Annotated in this window: 15 protein-coding genes; 7 read left to right on the forward strand and 8 right to left on the reverse strand. The window is 62.7% G+C overall.

The genetic code is table 11. The features are described from left to right. Nucleotides 1–61 precede the first annotated feature (61 nt). Nucleotides 62–748: a response regulator transcription factor gene (locus tag ACFCU0_RS01525; RefSeq protein WP_434971893.1), complete on the reverse strand. Its 687-nt coding sequence runs from the start codon at nucleotides 746–748 to the stop codon at nucleotides 62–64. A 425-nt stretch (nucleotides 749–1,173) separates the two neighbouring features. Next, a complete protein-coding gene (locus ACFCU0_RS01530; RefSeq protein ID WP_434971894.1) occupies nucleotides 1,174–4,569 on the reverse strand; it encodes a PAS domain S-box protein in 3,396 nt (1,131 codons plus the stop codon). A 396-nt stretch (nucleotides 4,570–4,965) separates the two neighbouring features. Here ACFCU0_RS01530 and ACFCU0_RS01535 point away from each other — a divergent pair, with 396 nt between their 5' ends. From ACFCU0_RS01535 to ACFCU0_RS01555, 5 genes are all read left to right on the forward strand, one after another. Continuing rightward, a complete protein-coding gene (locus ACFCU0_RS01535) occupies nucleotides 4,966–6,609 on the forward strand; it encodes a hypothetical protein (protein WP_434971895.1) in 1,644 nt (547 codons plus the stop codon). Between the two features lie 134 nt (nucleotides 6,610–6,743). Continuing rightward, nucleotides 6,744–7,217 carry a PAS domain-containing protein gene (locus ACFCU0_RS01540; protein ID WP_434971896.1) on the forward strand — a complete coding sequence of 158 codons (474 nt, stop codon included), beginning with the start codon at nucleotides 6,744–6,746 and terminating at the stop codon, nucleotides 7,215–7,217. Nucleotides 7,218–7,533: 316 nt separating this feature from the next. Further along, complete coding sequence (locus tag ACFCU0_RS01545) at nucleotides 7,534–9,153, forward strand: class I adenylate-forming enzyme family protein (protein WP_434971897.1); 1,620 nt, start codon at nucleotides 7,534–7,536, stop codon at nucleotides 9,151–9,153. A 9-nt stretch (nucleotides 9,154–9,162) separates the two neighbouring features. Then, complete coding sequence (locus ACFCU0_RS01550) at nucleotides 9,163–10,713, forward strand: HAL/PAL/TAL family ammonia-lyase (RefSeq protein ID WP_434971898.1); 1,551 nt, start codon at nucleotides 9,163–9,165, stop codon at nucleotides 10,711–10,713. 33 nt (nucleotides 10,714–10,746) lie between these two features. Further along, nucleotides 10,747–11,238, forward strand: a complete 492-nt coding sequence (locus tag ACFCU0_RS01555; RefSeq protein WP_434971899.1) for a DUF427 domain-containing protein — start codon at nucleotides 10,747–10,749, stop codon at nucleotides 11,236–11,238. A 16-nt stretch (nucleotides 11,239–11,254) separates the two neighbouring features. On the opposite strand, the gene ACFCU0_RS01560 is transcribed toward ACFCU0_RS01555, so the two are convergent. Then, a complete protein-coding gene (locus ACFCU0_RS01560; RefSeq protein ID WP_434971900.1) occupies nucleotides 11,255–12,427 on the reverse strand; it encodes a cystathionine gamma-synthase in 1,173 nt (390 codons plus the stop codon). 303 nt (nucleotides 12,428–12,730) lie between these two features. Continuing rightward, nucleotides 12,731–13,951 (reverse strand): tetratricopeptide repeat protein, encoded by a 1,221-nt coding sequence (locus tag ACFCU0_RS01565; RefSeq protein WP_434971901.1) that lies wholly within the window; start codon nucleotides 13,949–13,951, stop codon nucleotides 12,731–12,733. Between the two features lie 569 nt (nucleotides 13,952–14,520). Here ACFCU0_RS01565 and ACFCU0_RS01570 point away from each other — a divergent pair. Then, nucleotides 14,521–15,528 (forward strand): hypothetical protein, encoded by a 1,008-nt coding sequence (locus ACFCU0_RS01570; RefSeq protein WP_434971902.1) that lies wholly within the window; start codon nucleotides 14,521–14,523, stop codon nucleotides 15,526–15,528. Between the two features lie 74 nt (nucleotides 15,529–15,602). Beyond that, nucleotides 15,603–16,886 (forward strand): fumarylacetoacetase, encoded by a 1,284-nt coding sequence (fahA, locus tag ACFCU0_RS01575; RefSeq protein WP_434971903.1) that lies wholly within the window; start codon nucleotides 15,603–15,605, stop codon nucleotides 16,884–16,886. A gap of 153 nt (nucleotides 16,887–17,039) precedes the next feature. On the opposite strand, the gene ACFCU0_RS01580 is transcribed toward fahA, so the two are convergent. From ACFCU0_RS01580 to ACFCU0_RS01595, 4 genes are all read right to left on the reverse strand, one after another. Further along, nucleotides 17,040–17,687 (reverse strand): NUDIX hydrolase, encoded by a 648-nt coding sequence (locus ACFCU0_RS01580; RefSeq protein WP_434971904.1) that lies wholly within the window; start codon nucleotides 17,685–17,687, stop codon nucleotides 17,040–17,042. A gap of 207 nt (nucleotides 17,688–17,894) precedes the next feature. Further along, nucleotides 17,895–18,341 (reverse strand): Hsp20/alpha crystallin family protein, encoded by a 447-nt coding sequence (locus ACFCU0_RS01585; protein ID WP_434971905.1) that lies wholly within the window; start codon nucleotides 18,339–18,341, stop codon nucleotides 17,895–17,897. 661 nt (nucleotides 18,342–19,002) lie between these two features. Next, the gene (locus ACFCU0_RS01590; RefSeq protein WP_434971906.1) at nucleotides 19,003–19,422 is read right to left on the reverse strand and encodes a SufE family protein; all 420 of its coding nucleotides are present in this window, start codon (nucleotides 19,420–19,422) and stop codon (nucleotides 19,003–19,005) included. A gap of 146 nt (nucleotides 19,423–19,568) precedes the next feature. Then, the gene (locus ACFCU0_RS01595; RefSeq protein WP_434971907.1) at nucleotides 19,569–20,441 is read right to left on the reverse strand and encodes a sulfurtransferase; all 873 of its coding nucleotides are present in this window, start codon (nucleotides 20,439–20,441) and stop codon (nucleotides 19,569–19,571) included. Nucleotides 20,442–20,537: the final 96 nt, after the last annotated feature.

A 20,537-nucleotide genomic window follows, 5' to 3' on the forward strand; every position in this document is an offset into this window, starting at 1 on the left:
GCTCCCCGTCGCCACGATGTCGCGGCGGTGATGAACGCCTACGGAGATTTTCACCGTGACGTTAGTCGGCGTGTAAGCGGTACCCGACGCCTCGGACCGTCTCGAGGCGAATGTCGTCGTCACCGCCGTTCTGTGCGTCCTGCATGTTGTGGCGGAGCCCGGAGATCGTGACGTCGATAGCGTTGTCGGATACGTACTCCGACCCCCAGACCCGCTCTGCAATCATCGTCCGGGACACCACGGCCGGTGCGCGTTCGACGAGGAGGCGAAGCAGATCGAACTCTTTTTTTCGAAGCTCCACCTGCGCATCCTTGATCTCCACCTTTCGCGTCGCCGTATCCATGTGCAGAGCGCCGATGCGGAGTTCGTCGATCGCCGACCATTCCGATGGTCGTCGCAACAGCGCACGAATCCGCGCCAGCAACTCCTCGAAAGAGAACGGCTTCGTCAGATAGTCGTCGGCACCGCTTTCCAGACCCTGAACGCGATCCTCGATGCTGTCGCGAACCGTGAGCATCAGCGCCGGCGCAACATAATCCTTGTCCCGGAGCTTCCGTATAAGATCAGGCCCGTTCATGCCGGGAAGCATCCAGTCGACGATCATGGCGTCGTACCGGTGCACCGCCGTCTGAACCAGCGCTTCTTCCGCATCTTCCGTGTGGTGAACACGATAGCCGTGGGTTTCGAGGCCGTCGACAAGGGTATCGGCCAGCTCCAGCTCGTCTTCGACAAGAAGGATGAGTTTCATACGTACAGAAGCATGTCTTTGAGGAACGGCTGCCGTCTCAAACGGACCCGTGAAGAGTCGTCCGCGGGCGCATCGCCTTCAGCGCAGGAGCCGCATCCCCCGGGACGACCGGCGGCGCGACACGCGTTGTCTGCACGGAGTGTATTCGAATCGCGGATGGAGCACGAACAGATCCGCGACATCTCGACGTCCGGTCAGCCGTTCGGATCGCCTGATTTAAGGTAATTACGGAAACGATTTGCCCTTTTTCAATACGACCTCGGATTCCTCCGCCCGGGTAGCGCTTTTTCTTGAATCGTATTTATCGGGCCCTTCTCTTCCACAATCATCCTCCCCGTCCCGTCGCGCCCCCGCCGACCAACAGATGCAACCGTGCGTTAGAGCTACGGCAAAAGGTAGCCTGACAACGACGGTTCGCACGCGGCTTACGCCGCTCCGTCGATATCAAGTGGAAGATGAACGGTAAACGTCGTCCCGCCGCCAGGGGTCGAGGACCAGTCCAGCCATCCCTCGTAGACGTCGATGGCCCGGCGAACGATCGTCATACCGAGGCCGACGCCCTCCACTTTGCCGACATTGCCGCCGCGGTAGAATGCCTGAAATAGATGCGGCTCATCCGACGGGTCGATGCCAATACCGTGATCTCGCACACGCAGGCGAAGGTCTCCGTCCTGGAGCGTGAGCTTGATGTCTACTGGCTGGTCGTCAGGGCTGTATTTCAGGGCATTGGAGGCGAGATTGCCGAGGATGTGATGGAGAAGGTCTCGGTCCACCGGCACCTGGCGTGGGAGGTCGTCGATCTCGATGTTCAGGCGACGATGATGTCCGAAGTGCGAACGCATCTCCTCGCCGATCTCCCGCATGAAGTACCGGAGGTCGGTGTTCACCCGATCCGGCCCGTGATTCTGCGCGTCGAGCTTGCTGGTCGTGATCACATCTCCGAGCAACCGCGTCATCCGGTCGACCTGCCGGCGGATTCGCCGCAGGTACTTGTCGCGTTTCTCGTCTCGCCCCTGCTCAATGAATCGAGCGATCATCTCAGACGAGCTGCGGATGGTCGATAGGGGCGTTCGAAACTCGTGAGATACCATGCTCACGAAGCTGGACTTGAGCTTATTTAGCTCGCGCTCTCGCTGAAGAGCGTCGCGCGTTTTCTGCTCCATGCGTTTACGCTCCGTGATGTCGTGGAGCGTCCCCGCAACACCCGCTCGGCGCCCGTCTTCGTCATAGAGGACCTGCGCGAACATAGCCATCCACCGTTGCCCGTAACGGCCGTGCAACCGGACCTCGAAGCGTCCTTCTTCTGCCCCGCCGAGGATGGAGCGCGTGTCCTCGGGACGATCGACGTGCTCGCTTACGATATGTTCATCGAATCGCTCCCCCAGGCTCTCTTCAACGGGGAAGCCGGTCGCGTCCTCCCACGCCGGATTCAGAAACGTCCAGCAACCGTCGGTATCCGTCTGAAACACGATGTCGCGAACGTTTTCGACAACCGTACGATACTGCGCCTCTCGCTCACGCAAGGCCTGCTCGGTCTCCATCCTCGCGAGCGAGTTGGCGAACGTGTCGCCGAGCACGCGGAGGAGCATGATCGTCTCCTCCTCCCACGACCGGGGTTGCCGGACCGCGTCGAACCCGACGAACCCGACCAGTTCCGATCCTTCCGTCATCGGCACGACGACGAGCGACTCGATGTCCTGCGGCTCGAGTAATTCCCGAAACCCGTCCGCCGCGTCGGGTAGATCCTTGACGCGCGGAATGTGAATCGGTCGCATCTTCCGAAGCTGGTCGTGAAACCAGGGGTACGTCTCCGCCGGCACGTCGGAGGCCTTATCTTTTTGCGGCGAGATGCCCGGTGCGCACCACTCGTGCGTGTAGCGGTAGTTCGAGCCATCGTCGGAAGCGAGAAAGACGTAGCTCCGGTCCGCGCCGACGAAGGGGCCGATCCGACCGAGGGCATCTTCGATCGTCTCATCGGTGATCTCCGAACCGGTGTCGATTAGCCGGGTCGAGAGGTCAACAATCAGGTTCTCCATCAGGACGCGGTACTCCAGCTTGCTCTGGGCGCGCCGCCATTCGGTAACATCACGGATCACCGTCTGCGCGGCGGGCTCTCCGTCGTACTGAACAGCCACCGACTGGGCCACCACAACTCGCACATCCCCGTCCAGGCGTCGGACTCGGTGCTCGAACGGATCTGTGCTGTGCCCCGCGTACACACGCTCAGCCCGGGCTTTCACCTCATTCCGAAACGAGGGCTCCACAAACTGCATCAGCCCACGGCCGATCAGGTCTTCCGGTCGTCCGCCGAAGAGCTCGGCCCCGCTGGGGTTAATGTAGCGGATCTGCCCGTTGATGCTGATCATGATCGGGTCCATGTGCGACTCTACGAGACGGCGCCACCGTTCCTCGCTCTGTCGCGTGGCTTCCTCCTGCCGCTTCTGGTCGGTCACGTTCACCGCATAACCGGCGAACCGATCAGGCTGCCCCTCCATCGGCACACGCGAGCACACCGAACGAATCCACCGCTCCCCCCCGTCGGGCAGATTGAGGCGAAACTCCGTCGTCAGCGACTCATCCGGAGCCAGCCGCCAGAGATCCCGAAGGGCGCGCTGGACACGCACCAGATCATCAGGGTGAATGTGAGCCAGGAACGAGAGCGGATCGTCATACAGCGCGGACGTTTCCGCCTGCCAGACGCTCTCGTAGGCCGGGTTGACATAGAGCAGGTCGGTGCGCGTCGACAGGAAGAACACGCCTTCCACATTCTCGGCCATCTGCCGAAAGCGCGACTCGCTTTCCTGCAGCGCGCGCTCGGCGGAGACGCGGTCGGTGACGTCGCGCGTCGAGGCGATCACGTCCAGCGGTGCGCCCGTCGCCGGGTCGAATCGAAGCTGACTGGTCACCTCCACCCAGATGTAATGACCGCGCGCATGACGAAGGCGCACGCGATCCTTCGTAACTTCCCCGTCCAGGACCGCCGTAGCGCTCTGCTCCATAACCGGCCGATCCGCGGGGTGAATCAGATCGATAATCCGGCGTCCAACAATATCCTCCGCGTCATACCCGAGGAGGTCAGCCGTCGATGGCGACGCATACAGACACGTGGTGTCCGGGGCGTGCCGGGAGATCACGTCCGCGACGTGTTCAGCAATCAGGTGGTACTGCTGCTCGTGCTCGCGGAGTGCCTGCCGCACCATGCTTTGCTCATCGAGCCGCGTCCCGCTGATGCTGACGCGGTCGCTCGCGTTGTTGATGCGGGTGGCCGCGAGGACGTACGGGACCGGCCGCAGGGGCCGGAGCGCCTTCGAGCGGTGGCCTCTGCTTCCTACGAGTTCGGCCTGCATCGTCGCCCGCCCCTCGGTGCGTGCTCGCCGGACGATGAGTTCCAGTCGCCGACCGGTTTCCGGAAAGAGGTCCGTCAGCACACGACCGCGGAGGGTTCCCCCCGCCATGCCGGCTGCGCTCGCAAACGCGTCGTTCCATCGGAGTACCGCGCCGTTTTCATTCACGATCACGAACAGTCCGTCGAGACCGCGTACAACGCCGCGAGATAGTTCGCGCTCATTCTTGAGCGCCGCCTCGAGCTCCGAACGCGACATCTCCGACACCGGGACGGCGTGCTCCGCCGGTGTCGATCCGTGGAAAGCGTCCGGAGCGCCGTTTCCCTGCGCCGTCGAATGCAACGATGGCCCACGGGTACCGGAATCCGACACGTCTGCCTCCTCGGGACCAACGGCCATCGCCGGAATTGCCAGCAACAGCCAGGCTGCTATTTCCGTTGACAGACCCAGGCACACGCCCCCGACCAAAACCGCCATCGAGAACATGCGTACGCTACAGTTCCTCCAACAAAAGCGGCGATGGACGTACTTCAGAAAATGGACGACGCGTGCTGAGAACATGTCGTTCGGTGATAGCACGGGACGGGCAATCGGGGCGGACCGAAACGGGAGCAGCGCAGCTAAATAGTCCGGCAGGAGTGTACTATAGAGACGACGTTCTTCGGTCACATGTTCGCCCCGGGCTACGACTCCCTGGGCGAGAAGGTGTCGGTTCGCCCGGTCCCCGTCGGAGAGCATATGCCGCTCCGGGTGTAACGGTCGCGGAATTGAACGGGCCCCAGGGGAACGGCCATTTTCATGAGGGGATAGGAATCGATCGCTGGCCTCCTTTCTATTTGCACGACGTTCCGACCGTACTCGATTGATCGCACCATGGACTCTCCCGACGACCGCTCTTCACACGACCGCCTGCAGACCCGCTGGGCAGAGCTCTGCGACATTCTGAATGCGGCGGATGCAGACGAAGCGATCGCGAAAGTTCAGGAACTCCAGCTTGACGCCCTGCAGGAGACCGCAGACGCTGCCGCGAGTGCGCTTGACTCGAGCGAGGCCTACGATCTACTGCATCGAATCGAAGGGCGATTGAGCGAACTGCGCCGTTCACCCGCGCTCCCGGAGCACGTTCTGGACGCCCTGGATTCGGAGGAGCCCGCAGAAGCGAAGGAAGAGATCCGATTCATCAAGCAACGAATCCGCGACCTGGAATCGCAACACGAACTGCTCGTGGATGCTGGTATCAACGGCGCCTCGGAAGCGCTGTCGATGATTGAAAGCATGGAGGAGCAGCTCCGCGAGATGTACCAGGAAAAAGAAACGCAGCTCCGTGTGGAGGAGCGCACGGCAGACCTGGCCGACGAAGACACGTTCGACCAGCTCCAGCGCCTCCTCGCCCGGGAAGAACGCCTGCAGCGGGAACTGGGCGTGACGACATCCGAGGAGGTCATCGAGATGGTGCGCGGTCTGGCGTCTCAACTCGATGAGTTGTATGAGGACCGGGAGGCAGACCAGCCGGTCCCGCCGGCAGCAACCGGAGACGGCAGCACGGCAGCAACAGAACGCGAGCGCAAGCTCCAGCGCGAACTTGGCGTCTCCGACCCTGCCGACGTGGTCGAGATGGTCAACGGCCTGGTCCAGCAGCTCGAAGAGCTGTATGAGGCACGGGAGCGTCTCGCCCAGGTCAACCTCGAGGACGCAGACAGCGTCATCGGCATGATCTCGAGCATGGAGCAGCAGCTCGAGTTGCTGTACGCAGATCGAGAAAGAATGTCAGAGCGAGGCATCGAAAGCATCGATCAGGCGATCTCGATGATCGAGAGCATGGAAACGCAGCTGGAAGCGCTCTACGCGGAGCGTACCGCGCCGGCAGCGCCCGACGACCCCGATCGCCTCCGCGAACTTGAAACTAAACTCGACGAACTGGCTGCCGAAAAGGAGGCCCTTCAGGAGCAGCGACGTGCGATGTCATCAGGGGATGCACAGGAGACGCTGGAACGAGAACTCGGGGTGTCCGACCCGGAACACGTAGTGCAACTGGTTCAGAGTATGGAACAGCAGTTGCGAGACATGTACGCCGAACGGGAGGCGCCGCTGGATATGGCCGTCGCCGAAGAGGGTGGCGGTGACAGCGGCCCCGAGGTGCTCGACCGCGAGCGGTTGACGCAGCTATCCCAGATGTCTGAAGCCGAGCGCAACGCCATGGACGTCGGTATCCTTCACGTGGACGACGAAGGCCGCGTCATGTACGCAAACGACGCGGCCGCCCGGACGCTTCCGGGCGTGTCCGGGTCGACGGGGGACGCGCTTGCGGACCGAAACTTCTTCTTCTCGCTCGCCCCTGGCACCAACAACTCGCTCTTCCGGGGCCGATTCAAGGACGGAGTTGACCGGAACCGCCTGGATGTGCGCTTTCCATACACGATCATCCATCCGACTCAGCCGCGCGTCAACCTCGCCGTCCACTTGTATCGCACCGGCACCAACACCAACTGGATTCTTCTTCGACGCCTTTCCTCCTGAACAGGCCGCGTTCGCGCTCTTTCCTCATTGCGCATACCGTAACTTGCGGCTCGCCGCGTTCCTCCGTTTTTTGACGGGTGCCGAGAGGCGGCGCGCGGCCTGCACAGCGGCTCCGACTTTGATCGACTCGATTTATGGCTGACGACCGAAAAAAGAAATACCCCTTCCTCGACGCAGATACCGACACCCCCATGAACGCTTCCAACGGACACGTGTCCGACGATGCCGTGAATGACACCGACCTTTACTTCGACGATGATAAGCTGGGCGAAAAGCTCCGACATCAAGACGCCGACGCGCTCGATACAGCAGGCTTCGGCGTCATTAAGGTGGACGATGAAGGCATCGTCGAATTCTTCAATCAGTGGGAGTCGGAACTCAGTGGTGTGAAAAAAGAGGAGGCCGAGGGGCGCAACTTCTTTACGCAGGTCGCGCCGTGCACCAACAACCGCCTCTTTCGCGGCCGATTCAAGAAGGGCGTCCGACGAGGAGAACTCGACGAGACGTTTACCTACACCTACACGTACAAAATGCGTCCGACGCTCGTTGAGGTGCACATGTACCGGGATGAATCCGGCAACAACTGGATCATGGTCCAGAAATTTTAATGCCTCCCTCCGGCGGAAGCGTCGCTCTGCTGCTCCGAACGTCTGACAAACTGCTGTAACAGACAAGGCGGTGCGGCGAGCACAGGAATCCTAAAGAGTTGCCCCGCCTTCAACCTCTTGCACGGTGCATTAGGGTTCTCCGGACAGACCCGACGGCGATGCTACCGTGCTCACTGCGACAACCGGATTCGTGAATATCCTGGACCGGGGTGCATCACCGACACCCCTTCTACCCTCGCGGGCACGAACCGGCTCGGTACATTTTTCGCGTGGACGTTCTCTGCACGCGACGTCAAGATTTTCGTCTTCAACGCTGATGATCGGCCGCAACGGAACCATCCAACCTTCCTCTGACTCGTGCTGGGGTCGCCCGTCGTCGTCCTCCGGCGACCCCTCGAGCGTGCAGGAGGCATACGAGCTGTCACGAGCAGAGGATCGTGCATCGGTGGCGGACGATGACGGGGTCAATCCGTGGCATAGCCTCCTCTACGACCGGCTTCGGGATCGTGCGCTGCCGGCGCTCATCGCGGACGATACCATTACTCCGGCGGCGTCGCTCTGGACCGGTTCACGCCTGTGGCTTGATTCGTTTCGTTCCCTGGGCCTGAAGCCCGGCGACCGTCTCCTCCTGTCCATGAGTCCGTCCGCGGCATTCGTGCAGGTCTTCGTCGCCGCGATCTGGCAGGGCCTGTCACTCGTCATGCTGCGGCCCGGAGCCAACGTTGAAGCCCGCCTCGCCGCGATGGATGCCCGCGCGGCCGTGGTAGATATCGATACCGACGACCCGTCTACTGCGCCATCGGATGCATCGCTATCGCACACATGGCAGGCGAAGGGCCCCGCCGGCCCACAGACGGAACCGAAGGAACTCCGACCCACGGACAAGCCCCGGACCCCGCACGCTCGCTTTTTTCTAAGCACGTCCGGCACCACCGGCGAGCCGACCTGGGTGGCGTTGTCGGACCGGAACGTCCTGTCCGTTCTCGCGAGTCACATGCCGCATCTCGCCCTCTGCAATGCCCGGACGCTCTCCGTGCTGCCCTGGTCTCACGCCTTCGGGCTCGTACTGGACTTCCTCCCGGCGCTTCTTTCGGAAGCGGAAATCATCCGAGATCCGTACGGCGGCCGCGACCCGGAGGAGCTCCTGCGTCTTGCACGGGCCTGGGGCGCAACCCACCTCTCCTCTGTCCCGCTCGTGATTGATCGCCTCTCAAAGGTCGACGGAGGGCCGGATATGCTATGTTCACTGGAAGGCGGCATTGTCGGCGGCGCCCCGGTGTCGGGCGGAGTCGCCCAATTGCTCTCCGGAACATCCCTGCGGGCCGGGTACGGGCAAACGGAAGCCTCCCCGGGCATCGCCCTCGGCCCCCCCGGGAGCTGGTCGGCCAACTACCTCGGACGCCCCCTCGGATGCGACACCCGCGTCGACGACCGGGGGGAACTGCATTTCCAGGGCGACAACGCCTGCATCGGAGTCTGGAAAGACGGAGCCCTCCAGCGACGCGATCCGGAGCGAACCGTCGCCACCGGCGACCTCGTGTCCTGCGACGGCGATGACCTGTTTTTTCGTGGACGAACGGATCAGACCTTTAAACTCTCGAACGGGCGACTCGTCGCCGCCGGGAAAATCGAAGCCGATCTCGAACAACGCTTCGACACGGTCGACGAGGCCTTCCTGTATACACCGGACGGCCACAACGTGGCTATCGCCGTTCGCCTTTCCGCACCGGACGCCTCTCTCCCGTCGACAGACGCGATTCGTGCAGCCGTCGGATCGGTCGGCGAGCGACTTCTTGGTGCACACGCCGTGCCTGCAGATCGATGGAAAACCACGCCGAAGGGGACGGTCGCAAGACAGGAAATGAAGGCGTTCCTCCAGCGAACCTTTTCTGAACGCGCCTCGTCCTCTTTCTCCCCGCCTTTCTCTTCCTCCTGACTGTCCTGCATGCCGACCGACGCCTCCGACGCCGACTCTTCCCCTCTCGCGCTCGGTCCCGATGTTGTGCTCTCCTGCGACGTCCTTGAGTCTGCCGCTCGCGCGGACCGCCTCTCCGTCTCTCTAACGGACGCCGCGTCCGACGCCCTTCGACAGGCACGGGATGCCCTTGCGACCGTACAGAACCGTGGGGATGCCGTCTACGGCGTGACCACCGGGTTCGGGCCGCTGGTCGACTACCCGTCCGCCGATCAAGGCGGCTCGGACCACGGTGCAGGCCTTCTGGCGCACCTGTCGACCGGAAGCGGCGACCTCGCCCCGCGGGAGATTTCGCGCGGGACGTGCCTCGCGCGCCTCCAGTCGCTGGCTCAGGGCCATTCCGCTATTCGCGCACCCGTCGTCCGTTGCCTCGCGGATCTGATGGAGCGTGACGTGACGCCGGCGCTCCCGGAGATCGGATCCGTGGGCGCGAGCGGAGACCTCACACCACTCGCGCATGCTGCCCGGGTCATGACGGGTACGGGGCGCGTCCTCCAGCAAGACGGGTCGGTCGCTCCTGCCGGGGAGGCACTGCGTGCCGCAGGCCTCGCACCGATCGCACTCGACGGCCGCGACGCTCTCGCCCTCGTTAACGGCACGTCGTTCATGACGGCCTACGCAGCCATCGCCGTGGCTCGCACACGCCGCCTCCTGTGCCACCTTGAACGCCTGACGGGCTGGATCTACCGCCTTCTCGGCTGCGAACTGCAGGCCCTGGACCCCCGCCTGCACGACGCACGCGGACACGACGGACAGCGTACGTCGGCCGAGATGATCCGCGTGGAAGCCGTCCGGGATGGGACGTACGGCCGCCCCGAACGCCGGCCGCTGCAGGAGCCCTATTCGATCCGGTGCGCTCCGCAGGTGATCGGCGCCTGCCGGGACCAGCTTTCCTACGCCGAACGAGTGATCGAAACCGAATTGAACGGCGTCAACGACAATCCCGTCGTCATCGCCGGGGAGGAGCCGGACGTACTGCATGGGGGCAACTTCCAGGGACAGCACGTTGCTATGGCGGCCGACGCGCTGAACGCCGCAATCACGCAGGCCGGAGTCCTCGCGGAGCGGCAGGTTGATCTGCTCCTGACGCCCGGTCGCAACGGCGACGCACCACCCCTTCTTGCCTGGACGCCGGGCCAAACGAGCGGCCTCGCCGGGGCGCAGATCACGGCAACCGCGCTCGTTGCAGAACTCCGTCACCACGCGCAAATGAGTGCGACGAGCTCGATCCCGACCAACGGGGACAACCAGGACGTCGTCTCGATGGGGACGCTCTCCGGGCGCACAGCCTACGGCCAAACCGAACGCCTCGCGCCGATTCTTGGCGTCCTGGGCATCGCCCTTGCCCAACTGACGCACCTCCGAGAAGCCGATCGCGCCCCGGGCCGCTCCCCGGCCCCGCCGCCGTGGATGCCACCGGTCGCCGCCGTCGTGGAGGACCGTCCCCTACGCTCCGAGATCGAACGGCTTTCCCTTCACTGGCTGCACCCCGCGAATAATCCGGCGACGACGTCCGCATAACCGACCGTCTTTCCCCCCTACTTCCCGGCTGCCATGAGTCGACGCATCGAACCCGGACCCGGACAGGAATCCGTGTGGGATTATCCGCGTCCTCCAGCTCTCGAACCCGTATCGGAGCGCATCCGCGTGCTGTTTAACGGGGAAACGATTGCCGACACGACGAATGCCCTCCGGATACTGGAGACAAGCCATCCGCCTACGTATTACCTTCCGCCCGACGACGTGGGGATGCAGCATCTGGAGCGCGAGAGCCGTACATCGATGTGCGAGTACAAGGGACGGGCAATCTACTACACCGTCGCGGTAAACGACAAAACCGCCCGGCAGGCAGCCTGGGCCTATCCATCACCCCGACCCGAGTACGCCGATCTGCAGGATCACATCTCGTTCTACGCAAGCAAAATGGGCGCATGCTTCGTCGGCGACGAGGAAGCACACGCCCAGGAAGGCGACTTCTACGGTGGGTGGGTCACCGATTCCGTCGTCGGCCCCTTTAAGGGAGGGCCCGGTACGATCGGCTGGTAATCGGAGACCCCAGCTGTCACACACCCTGGAGTGCGGAATCCAGGTCCGCCTGCAGGTCGGCCACGTCTTCCACGCCGACGCTGATCCGAATCAGCGAATCGGTCAGGCCGATCTTCTGCCGCTCCTCAGCGGGAATCGATGCGTGCGTCATCGACGCCGGGTGCTCGATCAGGCTTTCTACTCCGCCCAGGCTTTCGGCAAGCGTAAACACGTTCGTGCTCTGAAGCACGTCCACGGCTTTTTCGATGCTGTCGTCCACTAGTTCGAACGAAATCATCCCGCCGAAGTCCTTCATCTGCGTTTTCGCGATCTCGTGTCCCGGATGGTTTTCCAGACCGGGATACAGGACGCGCCCAACCTTCGGGTGGTCGGTCAGGTAATCGGCGAGATGACGCGCGTTGTAGCAGTGGCGCTCCATGCGCAGGTGCAGCGTTTTGGTCCCGCGAAGCACGAGGAAGGAATCCATCGGCCCGGGATTGGCACCGGTGCTTTTAATCTGAAAGCGAAGCTTCTCCGCCCACTCATCGGAGTTGGTGCAAACGGCGCCCAGAATGAGGTCGGAATGGCCGCCGAGATACTTCGTGGCGGAGTGCAGAACGAGGTCGGCACCCAGTGCGAGAGGCTGCTGCAGGTACGGCGACGCAAAGGTATTGTCGACGGCGACATCGATGTCGCGCGCGCTGGCACGCTCGACGATGGCCTTGATGTCAACGACTCGCATCAGCGGGTTCGTTGGCGTTTCAACCCAGACGAGTTTGGTGTCGTCCGTCATGGCGGACTCCGTCGCCTCCAGATCCGTCATATCAACGAACGAGAACGACAGCCCGAATGGCTCGAACACCTGACGGAAAAGCCGGAAGGTGCCTCCGTACAGGTCGTCGGATGCCACGACATGATCGCCGGGACGCAGCCCCTTCATGATCCCGTCGATGCCGGCAACACCGGAACTGAACGCAATGCCGTGCTTCGCATTCTCCAGCCCGGCAAGATTGCCTTCCAGTGCCGTACGCGTCGGGTTCGTAACGCGCGAGTATTCGTGTCCCTTGTGCTTGCCCGGCGCTTCCTGTGCGTATGTAGACGTCTGATAGATCGGCGTCATCACCGCACCGGTCGCGGGGTCGGGCTGCTGACCGGCGTGAACAGCACGTGTACCGAATCCGAGCGGGTGGGAGGAGGAGTCGTCAGCCATGCGGGGAGGTCTGGGGTCTGGATGAATACGATGAACCGGTGATGCAGCGGCCTGCCAGGACCGGCTCCGGAGGAAAACGCTGCTTCCTGCAAACGTTCCGGTAGAACGCATCGCGTGACCGGCCGTCCGCGGGAAAGCGCCGGAGATCACGCATTCCTTGCATGCGCATCTCACGCGCGGAGCGTTGAGACTGAACGAATCCGGCACGTAGAAACGTCACGCAACAAAAAGGCCCGGCCCCTGGATGGAGCCGGGCCATACCCGGTGTCCCGCCGGACGGGACGAACGGATGATGCGCTTGCGCTACTCCATGGAGCCGCTGGCGCCGTCACCCATACCCGCGCAGGCTTCGACCTGTTTGGCCTTGTCCTGCTGGTCGGTGTTGACGTACACCTGGAAGAGAGCACGGCAGATGTCCTGGTGGTACTCATCGCCTTCCTCGGTCAGCTGGTAAGCTTTCTCGAGAGGCTGCACGGCACTCTGGAATTGATCGCCACGCTCATCCACCATATCCTCGATCATCTGATCTTCTTCGGCGGTCAGGTCGCGCTCGGCCTCGCGGGCACGATCTTCCATGACGGTGATGCTGTCATCGATCGCAGCCGCACGATTGATATGGGCGGCACCGAGATTGTAGAAGACCCGCGGGTTGTCCTGATCCAGCTCGGCTGCCTTCCCGAGCTGCTCGATGGCTTCTTCGTACCGATCGGCCGTCAGAAGCATCGAACCGTAGTTGTAGCGGAACTGAGCGTTGTTGGGGTTGCGCTCGATCTGTTTGCTGTACGCCTCCATGGCGCGCTCGGTGTCACCGATCCGGTTGAACGCGTTCAGCAACAGCGACTGGAGTTCCTCATTGTCCGGGTACTCCTGGGTTGCCTCCGTCAGAAGCGTAATCGCGTCCTCCGGCTTCTCGTTCGTGAGATACACCTGGCCGAGAATCGTGTACGGGCTTTCGCCGACACTGTCCGCTCGCGAAACGTACGTTTCGAGCGGCTCGATCGCCTGTGGCTGCTGCCCGGCGTTGAGCAGGGCGTAGGCCTCATTCAGGTGAGCGTCGAGGGAATCCGGCTCCAGTGCGTTGGCACCGCCGAAGTAGGCAGCGGCCTGGGAGTAATCGGTCGAGTCGCCTGATTCGCGTGCCGTGTTGAATGCGTCGATGCCCTGCTGCATCTCCTGGATGTAGGCAACCTGACGGCGCTGCTGGACGTCGCCGCGCGTACCGGGATCGAAGCGAACGGCGTTTTCCTGGGCCTCGCGGGCCTGCGTGAAGAGCTCAGACCGTTCGCTCGGCGTCATCGTGTTCTTGGCCTTGTTGACGTAGGCCTGTGCGATGAGCGAGTACGCCTCGGCATTCGTCGAGTCCATCTCGAGAGCCGCTTCGGCGCTCTGAATGGCCTGATCGTTGTTGCCGGCCTCAATGGCGTCCTCGGCCGCGCTGATATTCGGATTGCCACCCGAGCAGCCGCCAAGGACGAGGAGCCCGGCGACGAGCAGGGCGAAGAGTGCGGATAGTCGCGTATTCATTCTATACCGTTTGGTTTGACGAATCGGTCGTGGGGAAGGAATGCGTCGTGTCCGGCGTCTGTCGGGGCCGATGGGTGCGTGCGAAGAACATCCACCGAATGACGCGTCGATGGCGTGCTTGCACACGACCGGGGCGTACATGGAATGGCGTTCGACAGGCCGAATAAACCGTCTGGGACGGCATGCTGCCTCAGGGCGTCACGTGGCGGTAAGCGATCCTCCGGCGGCCGGCTGAAACCGGCCCCCCATCCGCGCCGTCGCACACCCACGCTCTGCTGGCGATCATCTGCTCTTCGCGGACCACACGCGAACCCCGCCCCGTCATAAGCTCCGTCCTACGGAAGCCACCCCGGGATGAGGAAGGCAAGAACAGCACAGCGGTTAGATCTGTCGGGATAAGGTAATGGCGTTCCCCGGCGCATGCAACTGTTTTCCTTCATACCTTCGTGAAGTCCCCCGGGTACGGCATTGAAATCGGACCCCCTGTTTTTCTTTTTACTGGAAGCGCTCCCATGTACGGGACGCGTCGCATCCGGATCTCGCGTTTTTCCTCCGCCTCCTCGCCTGCCATGGAAACCACCGAGTCTGCCGCCGACTCCCTGATCAATCCGAGTCTGCGCGCGCTGTTGCATGACATCGTCGACTACGCGGGCCTCTTCCCCCCGGCGGATCTGCCGCTGGACGAGGCGATGCACAATTACATGCAGTACCGGCAGGAGTACGAGCGCTGGATGCTGAGTCGGTTCGTCATCCCGGTGAGCCGACTGGAGGAGCTGTCCTCCTATTCCGGGCAGTTCCGTCAGAACGAACCCTTTGCCTTTTCCGTCCTCGGAACCGGCGGTGCAACGGAAGGCGACTTCCTCTCGGCCTACGAGTCCGACCTGGCCGTCATCGACGCATTCGATGAGCACCACGCCGGATCGGCTCAGGCAGAGGTGATGGAGGTTCGCCTCCCCGCCGCCCTTCTTACCGCGGAGACATCAGCCATCGAAACGTTTTTGGATGCCGTTGATGCGGCGACCGCGCGCGCGGGCATCGCCAAACTGGACCTGTTTCTCGAAATCCCGCTCGCCCCGCAGACGCACGACGCGATCGAGCGGTTCGCAGCGGCCGCGGCTGAGTTCAACAGCCGCCAGCCCCTCCCCGCCCGGACCACAATCGGCCTCAAGATGCGATGTGGCGGCGTCCACCCGGAAGACGTTCCGGACGTCGAGCATGTCGCTCACGCCATCGTAGCCTGCCGCGACGCGGGCATTCGCATGAAAGCAACAGCCGGCCTCCACCACCCGGTACGGCATCACGACGACGATGTCGGCACCATGATGCATGGCTTCTTCAACGTGTTTGGCGCAGCCGCTATGGCCAGCGAGCACAACCTCGACGAGGAAGGGGTCCGCACGATCCTGAAGGAGGAAAACGCCGAAAACTTCCAGTTTCACAAAGACGCCTTCGCCTGGCGTGACGTCCGGTGCCCGATCGACGGCGTGGACCATGCGCGGGAGTCGCTGCTGACGTCGTTCGGAAGCTGCAGCTTCGAGGAGCCGGTCGATGACCTCCAGGATCTCGACCTGATGTAACCCGGGATATGTAACCCGGGACGGACCCTCTCTTTCGCTTCACCTGCACTCTCTCACGCACACGCACCGCCTGTATGCCTGACCCTACGACCGATCCGTCGATCCCTTCGTTCATCGAAGTCGATTCGGGAAGCGATTTTCCCATTCAGAACCTTCCGTACGGCGTCTTCCGGCCCGGCTCGGCCGACATTCCGCGCGTCGGCGTTGCCATCGGCGACCAGGTGCTCGACCTCGCCGGCTGCCAGGATGCCGGTCTGTTCGACCATGAGGCGCTTCAGTCGAACATGCCCTTCCATCAGCCGACGCTGAACCCGCTGATGGGACTCGGCAACAAGATCTGGTCGATGGTTCGGGAGCGAGTGCACGACCTCCTCCGCGCGGATACACCGGATCTGCGCGATGATGCGGACCTGCGGGAACGCGTGCTGTTCGACCGCAGCAGCGTGGATCTCATGATGCCCGTGGACGTGGGCGACTACACCGACTTTTACTCGTCGCGGGAGCACGCGACGAACATCGGCACCATGTTTCGCGGTCCAGAGAACGCACTCAAGCCGAACTGGCTTCACCTGCCGGTCGGGTACCATGGACGCGCCAGCTCCATCATTCCGAGCGGCCAGCCGGTACGCCGGCCGAAGGGCCAGCTCAAGCCGGACGAAGACCAGCCGCCCGTCTACGGCTCGAGCCAGTTGCTCGACTTTGAGCTCGAGGTCGGCGCGCTGATGGGTCCGGGCAACAACCTCGGTTCCCGCATCGACATCGACGAGGCCGGCGATCACGTCTTCGGTCTGGTGCTCGTCAACGACTGGAGCGCCCGAGACATTCAGAAGTGGGAATACGTGCCGCTGGGGCCGTTCCTCGGGAAGAGCTTCGCAACAACGATTTCGCCGTGGGTGGTGCCGATGGCGGCCCTGGAGCCGTTCCGCGTCGATGGCCCTGAACAGGACCCGGAGCCCCTCCCCTATCTGCAACAGTCCGGTCCGCAGAACTTCGACATCGAGCTCCGCGTCGGCCTGCAGACCGACCAGATGGACGCCCCGCATACCATCTGTGAAACCAACTTCAACTACATGTACTGGAGCGTCGCCCAGCAGGTGGCACACCACACGGTGAACGGATGCAACCTGCGTCCGGGCGACATGCTCGCCTCCGGGACGATCTCGGGTCCGACCGAGGACAGCTACGGATCCATGCTGGAACTTTCCTGGCGCGGCGAACGGCCGCTGGAGATGCCCTCTGGAGAAACACGCTCGTTCCTGCAGGACGGAGATACTGTCGTCATGTCCGGGCACGCAAGCGGGAACGGCTACCGCGTCGGCTTCGGGACGGCGGAAGGAAACGTGTTGCCCGCACAATAGTCGTTGTCACGGCGCCGTCGTCCATTTGATGCGGTCACATACGGCAAGCCGCTGCCCCTCTCCGGAGGCGGCTGCGGTTTTTTTCGTCGACGACCGGCGGCTTGCTAATGACGGCCTTCGAACCGGCTGACGTTCGATCGGGGTGCGGGGCGCTCAGACGGCGTCGCCCACGCATGCGAGGAGCTCCGACAGCATCATGGCCGTGGCGCCCCAGACGGTGTAATCACCGACGCGGTAAAACGGCACATCGATCTCCGTGCCGTGAAGCGTCCACGTTTCGACCACTCGCGTCTCCGGATCCAGGAGGTGAGCGACCGGCACATGCAGGATCGCCCCGACCTCCCGGTCCGTCGGGCGTAGATCAGGACGGTGATCGAGGGTCCCCACGAACGGATGCACGCAGAAGTTGGACGGCGGGACGAAGAGCGGGGTCAGCGCGCCGATCAACCGGACGGGCTCTGGCGACAGGTTCACCTCCTCGTTCGCCTCCCGGAGGGCGGTTTCCGGCAACGCCTCCCCGGCTTCGCGCTGCCCGCCGGGGAAGGACACCTGCCCGGGATGATCCGGCAGATCGTCACGGCGGACCGTGAGCACGAGATGCGGTTCGTCGTCCGGATACAGCAGGGCCAGCACGCCGGCCTCCCGGCAGTCCCGGTCGCTGATGGACATGGCCGTTTTCCTCGCACGGTACCGGGGAGCCATCTGTACCTGCGCGTCCATCCCCGGCAGGTCAGCCTCGAGACGGGCACCCAGCCGTGTGGCCAGTTCGTCAATGGAAACGGGAAGAGACGGGGCAGCCATCCAGAACAGCGTTGGGCAAGAGGAAGGGCGGTGCGTCATCGCACCCGGTGATGCACGTCGCTGTACACGGGCGACGGGGCGGGGATCCTTCCCGGCCGGCCCGCCGGATCGTACGATAGGCATAAAATGCCGACACCCCGGTCGGACGATCCAGGGCGTCGGCTTGCCGCACGTGCCTCGTGTGCGATAGAGCGTCCGAGTCGGTCGCTATTTGATTGCGATCCGACGGGGCTTGCTCTCTTCCGCCTTCGGCACCGTGATGGTCAACACGCCATTATCGTGCTCGGCGGAGATGTGCTCTGCGTTGACCGTACTCGGGAGGGTAAACGACCGGAAGAAGTTGCCGAATGAGCGCTCCACGCGAACGCGCTCCTCATTCTCTTCCCGCGTCTCGTGCGACCGCTCGCCGCTTACCGTGAGGCGGTCATTCTGAAAATTGATGTGGATATCCTCGCGGCTCATTCCGGGCACATCAAGCTCGATGCGGTAGGCTTCCGGCGTCTCCACGAGGTCCGTTCGAGGGGACCACATGGACGCGTACCGGGAGGAATCCTCGTCCGTGACGCGAGAGGAGAAGAAGCCCTCGAAGAGGCGGTCGATTTCCTGCTGGAGAGACGACAGGTTGCGATTCTGTGTGCGGATCAGCTTGGTCATGGCTGTTGGTCTTCTGGATATGCGATGAAACGGGTTCGGCGGCAGCCGGTCGCGCCATATGTGGTTCTCGCGCGACCGAACTACGTCTGTCTATCTCATAGACAATCCGTGTACCATTCCCCTTCGCGTCGCCGCCGTCTGCCACTCTTTCCGACCCGTCCAAACCACCGCCTGACGCCGTGACGCCCCGGATTCTCTCCGTTTGCCGAATCGACAGCTCCAGAACCGAATCCCTGCCAGTTGTGCGTCGGCGCGTTTTTCCGTTGGCCCGCTTAGGCGTTGATGCATTGGCTCGTTGGAGCGTTGGAGCGTTGGCTCGTACGGATCGGGGATTGGGAATTGAGGATTGACGGTTGGGGATCAATACTTGAAGGTTCCAGACCACCCATCACATCAACCTCCCGCCCCAACACCCGCAGCCAATACACATACAGACATAGACACCTATCCACACACCTTAACACCTCAACACTTTAACGCATTCAGAACCTGTTTGGTGGATGGACGCGACGCCGAGACATAGCGGTCGAAGCCTCCACGGCGCGCTCAAACAAGCCCTGTAGTGGAGCTACCGGGCGAGTGCAGTAGCTTCGTGGAGCGAGATCCGCGAAGTCGCAGGCCGCAGACAGTCCGCCAAACAGGTTCTCAACCATTAACACCTTCAAACCATTTTCTCCTTCACCTGCTTCCGCAGGCGGCCGTAGATGGCGCTGAGGCCCTGAGTGCGTTGCATGCCGAGGAGTTGCGACAAACCGAGCACCCGTAGCGCGTCGGGGGGCGCATCCAGCACCTCCTCCGGGGACTCGCCGTGGAACGCCTCTCGCAGAATGGAGACGAACGCCCGGGCCGTTGGGGCTTCGCGGGGTACATCGCCGATGACGTGGACCGTACCGTCTCGGACCTCCGCCATCAGAAAGACCGGCGACTGGCACTCGTGGACCATGTTCAGGCCCTGATCCCGCAGTTCTGTATAGTCGTCGGGCAGCGGCGGCAGCTTGTCCGCGTATTCCAGTAAAAGCTCCAGACGAAAGTCGCGGTCGGCCATCTGAAAAGGCTCGGCGATCTCCTCGAGTCGATTCATGCGCAGTACGGTTTTTGAGAAAAGAGACACACAATACGTATACAGCCGGAGGAGCGCTTTCTATCCAACACATGCGCGCCGGGGCATGCTCTAACGGCGATGCCCCGGCGCGGATCGTTATGAGATCGTGGGAGGCGAAGCGTCGTCTACGCTTCCACCGGCGTTGCATCTCCACGTTCGATGGGCATACCGACGAGATTTCCCCACTCGGTCCACGACCCGTCGTAATTGCTAACGTTGTCGAATCCGAGCAGATAGGTCAGGACGAACCAGGTGTGGCTGGACCGCTCGCCGATGCGGCAGTAGGCGATCGTTTCAGATGAGCGGTCGAGGGCTTCGCCGCGCTCGTAGATCGCTTCGAGCTCTTCGCGAGACTTGAACGTGCCGTCCTCATTGACGGCCGTCGACCACGGGACATTCCGGGCGCCCGGGATATGTCCTCCGCGCATTGAACTTTCTTCCGGAAGGTCGGGCAGATGCGTGATCTCGCCACGGAATTCCTCGGGGGACCGGACATCCACCATCTGACCCTGCTTCTTCTGGTGCTCGAGCACCTCATCGCGGAACGAACGAATCGAGACGTTCGGTCCATCCGGCGCGGTGTAAGTCCCTCGGTCAAATTCGGGCTTCTCCTTCGTCATCTCCCGACCTTCATCGACCCACTTCTTCCGGCCGCCGTCCATGATGACGGCATTGTCGTGGCCGTAGAGTTTGAAGACCCAGAAGGCGTAGCAGGCCCACCAGTTGTTTCGGTCGCCGTAAAACACGACCGTGGTGTCATCCGAAATGCCTTTTTCCTCACACAGATTGGCGAACGCATCCGGACCGATGAAGTCACGGACCGTATCGTCCTGCAGGTCCTGCACCCAGTCGATCTTGACGGCGTTCGGAATGTGTCCGGTTTCGTACAGAAGCACGTCCTCATTGGCCTCGACGAGGCGGACGGACGCTGTGTCGTTCACGTGCTCGGCGACCCAGTCGGTCGTGACGAGCACATCGGGTTGTGCGTAATCGGCCATAGTCTGAATATCAGTGTCGGTTGAGGTACGAGGGTGAAATCAGCGCTGCGACCTTCGGTGTGCCGGCGTCGATGCGGCGGGGTCCCGCGAACGGGC

This window comes from Longibacter sp. (assembly GCF_051155795.1).
Classification (GTDB): domain Bacteria; phylum Bacteroidota; class Rhodothermia; order Rhodothermales; family Salinibacteraceae; genus Longibacter.